This window comes from Thiomonas sp., from assembly GCF_034007205.1.
GTDB lineage: Bacteria > Pseudomonadota > Gammaproteobacteria > Burkholderiales > Burkholderiaceae_C > Thiomonas.
On record NZ_JAVERI010000007.1, the window covers coordinates 21982 to 35134 of the forward strand.

8 protein-coding genes are annotated in these 13153 nt (G+C 66.5%); 4 read left to right on the top strand and 4 right to left on the bottom strand.

The annotated features are described in order from the left end of the window. Positions 1 to 89: 89 nt before the first annotated feature. The 3 genes from purL to map all read right to left on the bottom strand — a co-directional run bounded on the left by purL (position 90) and on the right by map (position 7663). Entirely contained in the window at positions 90 to 4097 is a 4008-nt protein-coding gene (gene purL / locus RBR52_RS07265) for a phosphoribosylformylglycinamidine synthase (protein ID WP_320376538.1), read from the bottom strand. An 88-nt stretch (positions 4098 to 4185) separates the two neighbouring features. After that, the gene (locus RBR52_RS07270) at positions 4186 to 6798 is read right to left on the bottom strand and encodes a [protein-PII] uridylyltransferase (protein WP_320376539.1); all 2613 of its coding nucleotides are present in this window, start codon (positions 6796 to 6798) and stop codon (positions 4186 to 4188) included. A 46-nt stretch (positions 6799 to 6844) separates the two neighbouring features. Then, a complete protein-coding gene (gene map, locus RBR52_RS07275) occupies positions 6845 to 7663 on the bottom strand; it encodes a type I methionyl aminopeptidase (RefSeq protein ID WP_320376540.1) in 819 nt (272 codons plus the stop codon). Between the two features lie 178 nt (positions 7664 to 7841). Between map and ftsH the strand changes: the two genes are divergently transcribed. Next, complete coding sequence (gene ftsH, locus RBR52_RS07280; RefSeq protein ID WP_320376660.1) at positions 7842 to 9677, top strand: ATP-dependent zinc metalloprotease FtsH; 1836 nt, start codon at positions 7842 to 7844, stop codon at positions 9675 to 9677. A 12-nt stretch (positions 9678 to 9689) separates the two neighbouring features. On the opposite strand, the gene RBR52_RS07285 is transcribed toward ftsH, so the two are convergent. Next, positions 9690 to 10994 (bottom strand): D-amino acid dehydrogenase, encoded by a 1305-nt coding sequence (locus RBR52_RS07285; protein ID WP_413818304.1) that lies wholly within the window; start codon positions 10992 to 10994, stop codon positions 9690 to 9692. A gap of 129 nt (positions 10995 to 11123) precedes the next feature. On the opposite strand from RBR52_RS07285, the gene RBR52_RS07290 reads away from it, so the two are divergent. The 3 genes from RBR52_RS07290 (at position 11124) to RBR52_RS07300 (ending at position 13085) form a co-directional block, all read left to right on the top strand. After that, positions 11124 to 11591 (top strand): winged helix-turn-helix transcriptional regulator, encoded by a 468-nt coding sequence (locus RBR52_RS07290; RefSeq protein WP_320376661.1) that lies wholly within the window; start codon positions 11124 to 11126, stop codon positions 11589 to 11591. A gap of 73 nt (positions 11592 to 11664) precedes the next feature. Continuing rightward, positions 11665 to 12663: an LLM class flavin-dependent oxidoreductase gene (locus RBR52_RS07295; RefSeq protein WP_320376542.1), complete on the top strand. Its 999-nt coding sequence runs from the start codon at positions 11665 to 11667 to the stop codon at positions 12661 to 12663. Then, positions 12660 to 13085, top strand: coding sequence for an RNA-binding S4 domain-containing protein (locus RBR52_RS07300; RefSeq protein ID WP_320376543.1), 426 nt, complete (start codon positions 12660 to 12662; stop codon positions 13083 to 13085). The genes RBR52_RS07295 and RBR52_RS07300 overlap by 4 nt, the downstream gene beginning before the upstream one ends. The last annotated feature ends 68 nt before the right edge of the window (positions 13086 to 13153 follow it).

Below are 13153 nucleotides of genomic sequence, written 5' to 3' on the forward strand. Positions count from 1 at the left end.
GGGCCACCCACCCCGCCGCCGGGCCGTCCCAAGGCGGGGTGCGCCCCCTCGGGGGGCAGCGACGGCGAAGCCGGAGCGTGGGGGCCACATCACTCACACCACACCCGCGCATTGCGGAACAGGCGCATCCACGGGCTGTCTTCCCCCTGATCCGGATCGGTCCAGCTCATCTGCACGCTGCGGAACACCCGCTCGGGATGCGGCATCAGCGCGGTGAAACGGCCATCGGGCGTGGTCACCGCCGTGATGCCCTCGGGGCTGCCGTTGGGGTTGAAGGGGTAGCGCTGCGTGGCCTTGCCGTGATGATCGACGAAGCGCAGGGCGACCTGCAGCAGCTTGGCGTCGCCCTGCTGCGAAAAGTCGGCCCGGCCTTCGCCATGCGAGACGGCGATCGGCGCGCGGCTGCCGGCCATGCCCTGGAAAAAGAGCGACGGCGACTCGGTCACTTCCACCAGCGACAGCCGCGCCTCGAATTGCTCGGAGCGGTTGCGGGTGAAGCGCGGCCAGGCGCGGGCGCCCGGAATCATGGGGGCCAGCGCGGCCAGCATCTGGCAGCCGTTGCACACGCCCAGCGCGAAGGTGTCGGTGCGGCCGAAAAAGCGCGCGAACTGGTCGGCGAGCTCGGGGTTGAACAGGATGGAGCGCGCCCAGCCTTCGCCCGCGCCGAGCACGTCGCCGTAGCTGAACCCGCCGCAGGCGACGAAGCCGCGGAAATCGTCCAGCCGGGCGCGGCCCGCCATCAGGTCGCTCATGTGCACGTCCACCGCGTCGAAGCCGGCGCGGTGCATGGCGTAGGCCATTTCCACCTGCGAGTTCACACCCTGCTCGCGCAGGATGGCGACCCGCGGGCGCGCGCCGCGGGCGATGAAGGGCGCGGCGATGTCTTGCTGCGGGTCGAAAGTGAGGTAAAGGTGCAGGCCGGAATCGGCGCAGTCGGCCAGCGCGTCGTGCTCGGCCTGGGCGCATTCGGGGTTGTCGCGCAGCATCGCCATGCGCCACGACACGCTGTCCCAGGTTTGTTGCAGCCTGGCGCGCGGGGCGGTATAGATGCACTGCGTGTCGCGCCAGATTTCGATGACATCACCATCGTTCACCGTGCCGATGGCATGGCTGTGCGCGGACAGGCCATGCCGCCGCAGGGTCTGCAGCACGGCGTCGCGCTGCGCTGCGGGCACTTGCAGCAGCACGCCGGGCTCTTCGTTGAACAGCGCGCGCAGGGTTTGAATGTGCCGGCGCGGGCCGACCTGCCTGGCCCAGTCGTTCGCGTCGCCCCAGTCGTCGGCTTCATTGCCTTCGAGCGTGAGCACGTCGACATTCAGGCTGATGCCGCAATGCCCGGCAAAGGCCATTTCGCAGGCAGAGGCCCAAAGGCCGCCGTCGGAGCGGTCGTGATAGGCCCAGACCTGGCCTGCGGCGCGCAGTTCGGCCAGCGCGGCGGCAAACGACTTCAGCAAATCCGGGTTGTCGAGATCGGGCGTGATGTCGCCGATTCTCCCGAGCGTCTGCGCCAGGATGCTCGCGCCCATGCGCTTTTTGCCCTGTCCCAGATCGACCAGAATCAGGCTGCTGGGCGCATCGGTGCGCAACTGCGGCGTGAGCGTGCCGCGCACTTCGGGCAGGGTGGCGAAGGCCGACACCACCAGCGACACCGGCGATGTCACGCTCCGGGTCTGCCCGGCCTCTTCCCAGCGCGTGTGCATCGACAGCGAATCCTTGCCCACCGGCACCGAAATACCCAATGCCGGACATAGCTCCATGCCGATGGCGTGTACGGTGTCGTACAGCGCGGCGTCCTGTCCGGGCTGGCCGCAGGCGGCCATCCAGTTGCACGACAGCTTGATGTCGGCAAGGCGCGGCACCGGCGCGGCCAGCAGGTTGAGCACAGCCTCGCTCACCGCAAGCCGGCCCGATGCCGCCGGGTTGAGCACCGCCACCGGTGCGCGCTCGGCCACGCTCATGGCCTCGCCGCGGAATCCGGCGTAGTCGGCCAGGGTGACGGCGCAGTCGGCCACCGGCACCTGCCAGGGACCGACCAGGGGATCGCGATGGCTCAGCCCGCCCACCGTGCGGTCGCCGATGGTGATGAGAAAGCGCTTGCTCGCCACCGTGGGATGGCGCAGCACCGCTTCGCAGGCCAGGGCGAGGTCGACCTCGGCCAGGTCAAGCACCTCGCCATGCGGCAACTGCCGCTGCGCCTGACGATGCACGCGCGGCGGCTTGCCCAGCAGCACGTCCAGCGGCAGATCGACCGGGCGGGCCAGATCGGGCTGGTCGGCGTGCAGGCGATCCTCGACGATCAGGGTTTGCTCCTGGGTTGCCACGCCCACCACGGCGAAGGGGCAGCGCTCGCGGGCGCACAGCGCGGCGAAAACCTCCTGCTGCTCGGGCGCGATGGCCAGAACATAGCGCTCCTGGCTTTCGTTGCTCCATATTTCACGTGGACTTAAACCAGTTTCTTCAAGTGGAATATCACGCAACTGGAACACCGCTCCCCGGCCTGCGCCTTCGACCAGTTCGGGCAAGGCATTGGACAGCCCGCCCGCGCCCACATCGTGGATCGACAGAATGGGGCTGTGCTCGCCCAGCGCGCAGCAGGCGTTGATGACCTCCTGCGCGCGGCGCTGCATTTCCGGGTTGCCGCGCTGCACCGAATCGAAATCGAGATGCGCGGCATTGCTGCCGGTGGCCAGACTCGACGCCGCACCGCCGCCCAGCCCGATGCGCATGCCCGGCCCGCCGAGCTGAACCAGCAGCGTGCCGGCGGGAAAGGCCATCTTGTGCGTCAGACGGGCATCGATGGAGCCCAGACCGCCGGCGAGCATGATGGGCTTGTGATAGCCCCAGACCTGGCCATCCACCGGCTGCTCGAACACACGGAAGTACCCGGCCAGATTGGGACGGCCGAACTCGTTGTTGAACGCCGCGCCGCCCAGCGGCCCGTCGAGCATGATCTGCAGCGGGTTGGCGATGTGGCCGGGTCTGCCCAGGTCGGCGGTGGCGGCCTCCCAGGGTTCTTGCGCTCCTGGCAGGCGCAGATTGGAGACCGAGAATCCGGTCAACCCGGCTTTGGGACGCGAACCGCGGCCGGTGGCACCCTCGTCGCGGATCTCCCCGCCAGCACCGGTTGCGGCGCCGGGAAACGGCGAAATGGCCGTGGGGTGGTTGTGCGTTTCCACCTTCATCAGCACATGCCGCAGCGCCTCTTGCGCAGCGTAATGATGCGTGCCCGGATCGGGCTGCCAGACCTGTACCGTGCCGCCCTCCATCACCGAGGCGTTGTCGGCATAGGCCACCACCGTGCCCTGCGGCGCTAAGGCGTGGGTGTTGCGGATCATCTGGAACAGGGTGTGCGGCTGCTCCACGCCGTCGAGGGTGAAGCGGGCGTTGAAAATCTTGTGGCGACAATGCTCGCTGTTGGCCTGGGCGAACATCATCAGTTCGACATCGCTGGGGTTGCGCCCGAGCCTGCGGTAAGCCTGCAGCAGGTAGTCGATTTCGTCTTCCGACAGCGCCAGTCCCTGCTCGACATTCGCCCGCGCCAGCGCCAAGCGCCCGGCCTCGATGGAGCCCGAGAGCACGTCCACATGCTGCAGCGGCTGGGGGGGCAGTTCGGCGAACAGATGCTCCAGATCGCTGCGCTGCAGCGCCACGGTTTCGGTCATGCGGTCGTGCAACAGGGCCGCGACGCGCAGCAATGCGTCATCCGTCAATGGTTTGGCCGCGCGCATCATGCCGCCTTGCATTTCGAGACGGTACTCGACCGCGCGCTCCACCCGGTGCACGGGCGCGCCGCACAGACGGGCGATGTCGGTGGCCTTGGACGCCCAGGGCGAAACGGTGCCCAGGCGCGGCATGACGTACAGACTCTGGCCGTGCGTGGGCCCGCCGTAGGGCTCGCCATAGCGCAGCAAGCCTTCGAGCTTGTCGTGAAGCGCGCGAGTCGGCGCGTTGTCGAGCGCCACCGCATGCACATACCGGGCATGGATGCGGCGCACGCGGGCGGCGAGGTCCGGCTCGATCTGGCGCAGGCGCGCCTGCAGAGCGTCCTGACGAAAGGCGGACAAGGCGTTGGCGCCTTCAAAGTAAAGGATGTGCATGCGAGAACCCGCAACGGGCGGGCAGGGGAGGGAGATCGGCGGCAAGCGCCGAATTATAGAAATCGCAGGTTTCTGGCGCCGCTGGCGCTCAATCCGCAATCGCCTGCAGCAATTCGTTTTCGATGAGGTTCTGAATCCGCGTGTCTCCCAGGCCGGGGCCGGAAACGAGGAAGGTGTCTTCTACGCGTTCGCCCAGGGTGGTGATCTTGGCCAGTTGCAGGTCGATGTGATGCCGCGCAAGAACCTGCGCAATGCCGAACAGCAGCCCGGCCCGGTCGTGCGCGGTCACGCTGAGGATCCAGCGCTGTCCGCGCTCGTCAGGACGCAGGCCGACGCGCGGGCTGACCGGGAAGTTGCGTACCCGCCGCGACAGCCGCCCGTGATGCGCAGGCGGCAGCGGCGCGGTGCTGTCGAGCTCTTGCAGCAGCGTGGTCTCGATCACGCCGATCATCGCGCGGTCGTGCACCGGGGCGTGCGGTGAGACGGCGACGAAGCTGTCGAGCGCCCAGCCGTTGTGCGTGGTGTGGATCTTGGCGTCGAGGATGTTGAAATTCTGGCGGTCGAAATAACCGCAGATGCGCGCGAACAGATCGGGGCGGTCGGGCGCGTAGACCAGCACTTCCAGCCCTTCGCCTTCGGGCGCCAGGCGCGCGCTGACCACCGGCCTGGCGCTGGCGACGCGGGCGTAGAGTTTGCGCGTGTGCCAGGCGATGTCCTGCGGATCGTTGCGCAGGAAGTAGCCCATGTCCAGCGTGTCCCAAAGCGGCTTTTGCGCACCTTCGGGCAGGGCATAGAGGTTGAGAATGCGCAGCGCTTCCTGCTGGCGCAACTGCAGTTCGGTCTGGGGCTGCGGCGTCTGCCCGCCGAGCGCGCGCAGGGTGGCGCGGTAGAGGTTTTCCAGCAGCCTGCCTTTCCAGGCGTTCCAGACCCTGGGACTGGTGCCGCGAATATCGGCCACGGTCAGCAGGTAGAGCGCAACGAGATGGCGCTCGTCGCCGACGCGCCGGGCGAAGGCGGCGATGACCTCGGGGTCGCTCAGATCTTCCTTCTGGGCGACACGCGACATCGTCAGATGCTCGCGCACCAGGAACTCGGCGAGTGCGGCGTGTTCGGCGGCGATGCCGTGGGCCTTGCAGAATTTGCGCACCTCGATCGCCCCCAGCTCGGAATGGTCGCCGCCGCGGCCCTTGGCGATGTCGTGAAACAGCGCCGCGAGAATGAGCACCCACGGCGGATCGAAACGCGCGGCCAGCTCAGAGCACAGCGGGTATTCGTGCACATGCTCGGGCATGAAAAAACGCCGCACGTTGCGCACGACCATCAGGATGTGCTGATCGACGGTGTAGACGTGAAACAGATCGTGCTGCATCTGGCCGACGATGCGGCGGAACGCCCACAGGTAACGCCCGAGCACGCTGGTGCGGTTCATCAGCCGCAGGGCGTGAACGATGCCTTGCGGCGCCTGCAGAATGCGCACGAACTGGGCGCGGCTGCGGGGATCGTGGCGGAAGGCGCTGTCCATGCGGTTGCGCGCCAGATAAATGGCGCGCAGACAGGCGGGCGTCAGCCCCCGGGCGCCGGGTGCGCGCTGGAACACCGCAAAAATCTCCAGCAAAGCCCACGGCTGTTGCTCGAAAAGCTGCAGGTTGGCCGGCTCGATCATGCCGTCGCGCAGCACATAGCGGCCGTCCTGCACGCCCTCGATGCCGACCACGGGCTGCGCCACGGCCACCGACTGCGGCCACAGTCGCCCCTCGATGTCGAGCAGCACGATCTGGTTGATCTGCTCGACGGCCTTGGCCGCCCAGTAATAGCGCTGCATCAGCCGCTCGCCTGCGCGCTTGGTCGACGTCGGCGCGAAGCCGAGCACCCGGGCGACGGCCGATTGCAGATCGAACACCAGCCGGTCCTCGCGCCGCCCGGCCAGCACATGCAGATGCGCGCGGATGCGTTTGATCACCGTCTCGTTGCGCCGTATCTGACGGACGGAGTGGGCATGGATGACGCCATGCGCGGCCAATTCCTTCCAGCTTCGGCCCAGACCGCTGGCCTGCGCGACCCAGAGCAGGATTTGCAGATCGCGCAGCCCGCCCGGACTCTCCTTGCAATTGGGTTCGAGCGCATAGGGCGTATCCTCGAACTTGAGGTGGCGCTGCTGCTGCTCGCGCATCTTGGCCTGGAAGAAGGCGCGTGCATCGAGGTGGGCGAAAAACGCGCGGCACATCGCTTCGGCCAGGGCGCGGTCGCCGCAGAGAAAGCGCGATTCCAGCAGCGCCGTCTGCACCGTGATGTCCTTGGCGGCCTCATCGATGCAGGCCTCGACGGTGCGCACGCTCGCGCCGATTTCCAGGCCGATGTCCCAGCACGCGGTGATGAAGCCTTCGGCGGCTGCATCGGTGGCGCCATCGCTGCCCTGGGCCTGCGGCAGCAGCAGCAGCAGATCGATGTCGGAATAAGGAAACAGTTCGCCGCGGCCATAGCCGCCCACGGCGATCAGCGCGGCACCGGGCGGCATGCCGGTTGCCCTCCACAGCGACTGCAGGGTCTGGTCGGCATGACGGCTGAGGCCATGCAGCAGCGGCACCACCCGCATGGGATGCTGCTTGAAGTGGTCGAGCAATGCGCCGCGACCCTGCTTCCAGCTCAGGCGTATTCGGTTCAGCGCGGCGCCAGCCGGGCCGGCGACGGCGGACGCGGTCATGGGCGTGGCGGGCACGAAATCGCGATGACGGCGGACGCTGCGTCGCTCAGGCGGCCAGGGCAGACTGGCGCACGAAGGCGGGTGCAGGCTGGCAGCCGGCGGAGGTGGTCAGCACCTCGAAACCCGCGGGCGTGACCAGCACCGTGTGCTCCCACTGCGCCGAGAGCGAGCGGTCCTTGGTGACGATGGTCCAGCCATCGGCCATCTCGCGGATGTCGCGCCGACCGGCGTTGATCATCGGCTCGATGGTGAAGGTCATGCCTTCGCGCAATACTTCACCCGTACCCGCCTTGCCGTAATGCAGCACCTGCGGGTCTTCGTGGAATTTGCGCCCGATGCCGTGGCCGCAGAACTCGCGCACCACGCTGTAGCCGGCGTTCTCGGCGAAGGTCTGGATGACGTGACCGATGTCGCCCAGACGCGCGCCGGGTCTGACCAGCGCGATGCCATGCCACATGGCCTCGAAGGTGATGTCCACCAGCCGCTGCACATGCCTGGGCACGGTGCCGATGCAGAACATGCGGCTGCTGTCGCCGTGGAATCCGTCCTTGATCACGGTGACGTCGATGTTCATCACGTCGCCGCTTTTCAGCGGCTTGTCGTTCGGAATGCCGTGGCAGATCACGCTGTTGACCGAGGTGCAGATCGACGCGGGGTAGGGCGTGTAGCCTGGCGGGGCGTAATTCAGCGGCGCCGGTATGGCCTGCTGCACCTGGGTGATGTAGTCGTAAGCCAGCTTGTCGAGCGCCTTGGTGCTGATACCGGGCTGCACATGAGGGGTGAGATAGTCGAGCAGTTCGGAGGCCAGTCGCCCGGCCACGCGCATTTTCTCGATTTCTTCGGGGGTTTTGATGGTGATGCTCATGGCGCAATTATCACACTCCTGAAATGTATTCATGACGTGCCATCGAAAAGAGCCCCACGGGGCGACCCTGCGATTCGTTTCGAGAAGCTATGCTTCTCGCGGCATGCAAAAGGAGAGATATCCCATGGCAGACGAACAGAACCCGCAGCCGCCCGGGGGCGGCAAGAACCGGCCCAAGATCGACCCGAAGACACAGGTGCATCTGGGCTACTGGCTGCTGGCCATCACCCTGCTGTTTCTGGTGCAGAGCCTGTGGACCTCGTACAGCAATGTGCAGACGGTGCCCTACAGCGAGTTCCAGACCTATCTCAAGGAGGGCCGCATCAAAAACGTGGTGATCGGCGGCCAGACCATCACCGGCACGCTCAAAACCCCGGACGCCAACGGCAAGACCCTGGTGGTCGCGGTGCGCGTGGAGCCGCAACTGGCCAGCGAGCTGCAGAAGTACGGCGTGACGTATTCGCAGCAATATACCGACACCTGGCTGTCGAACATTCTGTCGTGGGTGCTGCCCGCTGTGGTGTTCGTCGGACTGTGGTTTTTTCTGGTGCGCAAATTCGCCGACAAGGCGGGCGGCATGGGCATGGGCGGCTTCATGTCCATCGGCAAGAGCCGGGCCAAGGTTTATATGGAAAACCGCACCGGGGTGACTTTTGCCGATGTCGCCGGGGTGGACGAAGCCAAGGCCGAGCTGGAGGAAGTGGTCGACTTCCTCAAGAACCCCGTCGAGCACAGCCGCCTGGGGGCGCGGGCCCCCAAGGGCGTGCTGCTGGTGGGGCCGCCGGGGGTGGGCAAGACGCTGCTGGCGCGCGCCGTGGCGGGGGAGGCCGGCGTGCCGTTCTTCTCCATCAGCGGCTCGGAATTCGTGGAAATGTTCGTCGGTGTGGGCGCGGCGCGGGTGCGCGATCTGTTCGAGCAGGCGCGGCAGAAGGCGCCGGCGATCATTTTCATCGACGAGCTCGACGCACTGGGCCGCGCCCGCGGCGCCGCGCCCTTCGGCGGCGGACACGATGAAAAGGAGCAGACGCTCAACCAGTTGCTGGTCGAGCTCGACGGCTTCGACTCCTCCTCGTCGATCGTCATCCTCGCCGCGACCAACCGGCCGGAAATCCTGGACCCCGCCTTGCTGCGCGCCGGGCGCTTCGACCGTCAGGTGCTGGTCGAACGCCCCGACAAGGTGGGGCGGGTGCAGATTCTCAAGGTGCATGTGGCCAAGATTCGCCTCGATCCGGCGGTCGATCTGGAACAGGTGGCCGCGCTCACGCCGGGGTTCTCGGGCGCCGATCTGGCCAATCTGGTCAACGAGGCGGCGCTGCTGGCCACGCGCGAGAACGCGCGCACCGTCACCCTGTCGCATTTCACCCGCGCGGTCGAGCGCATCGTCGCCGGGTTGGAAAAGCGCAACCGCCTGCTCAACCCGAAAGAGCGCGAGATCGTGGCGCACCACGAAATGGGGCATGTGCTGGTCGCCATGACGCTGCCGGGAAGCGATGCGGTGCACAAGGTGTCCATCATTCCGCGCGGCATCGGTTCGCTGGGCTATACCATCCAGCGCCCCACCGAAGACCGCTATCTGATGACCCGCGAGGAATTGAAAAACAAGATGACCGTGCTCATGGGCGGACGCGCCGCCGAACATCTGGTGTACGGGCATTGGTCCACCGGCGCGGCAGACGATCTGGCGAAAGTCACCGACATCGCCCGCAGCATGGTGACGCGCTACGGTATGGTGGAAAAGCTCGGCGGCGTCAGCCTGGAAGAAGTCCAGCAGCCCGTGCCCGGCATGCCGGGCCTGCCGCCGAAGCACGAATACAGCGAGCAGACCGCGCGCGAAATCGACTGCGCGGTGCGCGACCTGGTGGGCGATGCCTTCAACCGCGCCCAGGATATCCTGCAGCGCGAACGCGCCATTCTGGAGGAGGGCGCGCGGCAATTGCTGGAAAAGGAAACCCTGAGCGAAGCCGAACTCAAGGCACTGTTCGCGCCGCTGGCGGCGGCGCATGCCGAAGCTTGATGTGCCGCTGGCTCAAGCGTGACTGGAATGCAGCACCTTGGGCGGCGCGGCGGTGCGCGCGTAGCGCTCGATGCCCAGTCCGGCGATGCTGATCTCTGGCTTGCGGCCAAGCACCAGATCGCTCACCACGCGGCCTGAGCCGCAGGCCATGGTCCAGCCCAGCGTGCCGTGGCCGGTGTTGAGGTAGAGGTTGGAATAGCGCGTGGCGCCGACGATGGGCGTGCTGTCGGGCGTCATCGGGCGCAGGCCGGTCCAGAAGGTGGCGGCAGCGAGATCGCCACCGGGAAACAGGTCGCGGGTGACCATCTCCAGCGTTTCGCGCCGACGCGGGTTGAGGCGCAGATCGAATCCGCCCAGTTCGGCCATGCCACCCACGCGGATGCGCCGGTCGAAGCGGGTGAGGGCGATTTTGTAGGTTTCGTCGAGCACGGTGGAACGCGGCGCGAGCGACTCGTCGGTCAGCGGCACGGTGAGCGAGTAACCCTTGACCGGATATACCGGCAGATCGATGCCCAGCGGGATCAGGAAGTCGCGGGTGTAGCTGCCCAGCGCCAGCACATAGCGGTCGGCGGTGAGGGTGCGCTCGTTTTCGGGATCGACAACGCGCACCCCGGTGATGCGTTGGCCGTCGCTGCTCAACCCGCGGATCGTCTGGCCGAATTCAAATTTCACGCCGAGTTCGCGCGCCATCTCGCCAAGCCGGGTGGTGAAAATCTGGCAATCGCCGGTTTCGTCGTGCGGTAGCCGCAAGCCGCCGACGAGACGGTCGCGGGCGTGCGCCAGGCCGGGTTCCACCTGGGCGAGCTGGTCGCGGTCGAGGAGTTCATAGGGCACGCCGCATTCATCGAGCACGGCGATGTCGCGCTGCACGGCATCGAGCTGCGACTGGCTGCGGAAAATTTCCAGGGTTCCGCCAGTGCGCTGTTCGTAAGCGATGCCGGTCTCTTCCCGCAGGGTCTGCAGGCTGGCGCGGCTGTATTCGGCCAGGCGCATCATGCGTTCCTTGTTCACCGCGTAGCGCTCTGCGGTGCAATTGCGCAGCATCTGCATCATCCAGCGCAGTTGCCACAGCGTGCCGTCGGGGCGGATCGCCAGCGGCGCGTGACGCTGGAACATCCACTTCACCGCCTTGAACGGAATGCCCGGCGCGGCCCAGGGGGTGGAATAACCCGGCGAAATCTGCCCGGCATTGGCATAGCTGGTTTCCATCGCGCAGGCGTTCTGCCGGTCGATGACGGTGACCTGTGCGCCCGCTCTGGCCAGGTAATACGCTGTGGTCGTTCCAATCACACCTGCACCGAGAACAATGACTTTCATTGCAAACACCCGTTCAATAACTTGATGAACGAAATTTACTCGTTCATCAGCAAAAAGTTTTCTTGTATTCGTGGTGCACCGCGGTGAAAATCACTGAAACCACTTCCTCTTTTGGTGCGCCAACCCGCCATGTACGAACTCGACCGCATCGACCGCCGCATTCTGGACATCCTGCAGCGCAACGGCCGCATCACCATGACCGAGCTGGCGGGCGAAGTCGGCCTGTCGGCCTCGCCGTGTACCGAGCGGGTCAAGCGCATGGAGCGCGCCGGAGTCATCACCGGCTACAACGCCCGCATCGACCCGCAAGCGCTGGGCAAGACCCTGCTGGTTTTTGTCCAGATCAAGCTGGCGGCCAAGTCGGGCGATGTGTTCGATCGCGTGCGGCAGGAGTTGTTGCACATGCCCGACGTGATGGAATGCCATCTGGTGTCGGGCAGCTTTGACTATCTGGTGAAGTTCCGACTTCGGGGCATGAAGGAATACCGCCATCTGCTGGGCAACATTCTCAAGCGCCTGCCGGTCCCGGCCGAATCGCACAGCTATGTGGTGATGGAGGAGATCAAGGAAAGTTTTTACGTCCCGACCGACCGTTGAGGTCGCATCTATTCGCTGCTCGCGTGCCCAGGCTCCGTCTGCAAGGCTCGCGCAACCGCAGCAAAATGCAGTCATGCACGCTCTGAAAAAAATCGCTCTATCGCTTCTCGATCTGGTGGCCGTGCGCGAAAACGGCACCGTGGCCGAAGCGCTGCACATCGCCCTGCGCACCGCGCAACATGCCGAAGCGTTGGGCTTCAAACGATACTGGCTGGCCGAGCATCACAATCTGCCCGGCGTGGCGAGTTCGGCCACGGCGGTGCTCGTGGGCTATGTGGCGGGCGGCACCCGGCGCATTCGCGTGGGCTCGGGAGGCGTGATGCTGCCCAACCACGCGCCGCTGGTCGTGGCCGAGGCCTTTGGCACATTGGCGGAGCTGTATCCGGGGCGCATCGACCTCGGCCTGGGCCGCGCTCCAGGAACCGATCCGCTGACCATGCGGGCGCTGCGCCGCGACCGCGTCGAGCGCGAAGACGATTTCCCGAGAGACGTGGCCGAGCTGCAGCACCTGCTCGCCCCGCCCGAGCCGGGCCAGCGCCTGGTCGCCATCCCCGGCGCGGGAACGCAGGTGCCCATCTGGCTGCTGGGCTCCAGCCTGTTTTCCGCACGGCTGGCGGCGCAGCGGGGGCTGCCGTATGCGTTTGCCTCGCACTTCGCGCCGCGTCTGCTGCATCAGGCGCTGGCGCTGTATCGGCAGGAGTTCAGTCCCTCGAACGTCTTGGCCCGGCCCTACGTCATCATCGGTGTGCCGATGATCGCCGCGCCCACCGACGACGAGGCGCAATTTCTTGCCAGCAGCACCTATCAGCGCGTGCTGGGCATACTCACTGGCCAGCGTGGTCGGCTGCAGCCGCCGGTGGCGCATTATCTGGAGCAGCTTCACCCGCAGGAGCGCGCCGCGGTGCAAGACTTTCTCGCCGCCGCCGTCATCGGCGGACCCGAAACGGTCCGGCAGGGTTTTGCCGCGCTGGCCGAATCGACGCAGGCCGATGAATTCATGCTGGTCTGCGATGTGTTCGACCCGTCGCTGCGGCTGCGCGCGCTCGACATCGCGGCGCAGGCGATGCAATGAGCGCCAGGACACGTTCCATCCCGGCTGCACCCGCCGCCCAATCGCAACGCCTGGACAAATGGTTGTGGGCGGCGCGCTGGTGCAAGACCCGCGCGCTCGCGGCGGCGCAATGCGAGCTGGGGCGCGTGCTGGTGAATGGCGCCCCGGCGAAACCGGCCAGGGAGGTGCGCATCGGCGACGTGCTGGTCATTCAACAGGAGCGGCAACGGCGTGAGGTGGAGGTGCTTCAGCTCGGCCTGCAGCGACAGTCCGCGCCGCTGGCGCAGGCCATGTACCGCGAGACCGAGGCCAGCCGTCTGCAGCGCGAAAGACGGGCCGAGTTGCAGCGCCTGAGCCCGGAGCCCGAAACCATGCGCCACGGGCGGCCGAGCAAAGTCGATCGCCGCGAGCTGCAGCGTATGCTCGACAGAAACCTCGACTGAGAGGGTGTGAACAAATCCGCCATGCCCGCTCATCGCGCCCAAAGCGCCCCACTCTACGTTGCAAATGC

Coding starts and splice junctions, on each gene's coding strand:
- map (WP_320376540.1), bottom strand. CDS start 7,663: ATGAGCATCACCATCAAAACCCCCGAAGAAATCGAGAAAATGCGCGTG.
- RBR52_RS07295 (WP_320376542.1), top strand. CDS start 11,665: ATGCACGCTCTGAAAAAAATCGCTCTATCGCTTCTCGATCTGGTGGCC.
- purL (WP_320376538.1), bottom strand. CDS start 4,097: ATGCACATCCTTTACTTTGAAGGCGCCAACGCCTTGTCCGCCTTTCGT.
- RBR52_RS07290 (WP_320376661.1), top strand. CDS start 11,124: ATGTACGAACTCGACCGCATCGACCGCCGCATTCTGGACATCCTGCAG.
- RBR52_RS07285 (WP_413818304.1), bottom strand. CDS start 10,994: ATGAAAGTCATTGTTCTCGGTGCAGGTGTGATTGGAACGACCACAGCG.
- RBR52_RS07270 (WP_320376539.1), bottom strand. CDS start 6,798: ATGACCGCGTCCGCCGTCGCCGGCCCGGCTGGCGCCGCGCTGAACCGA.
- RBR52_RS07300 (WP_320376543.1), top strand. CDS start 12,660: ATGAGCGCCAGGACACGTTCCATCCCGGCTGCACCCGCCGCCCAATCG.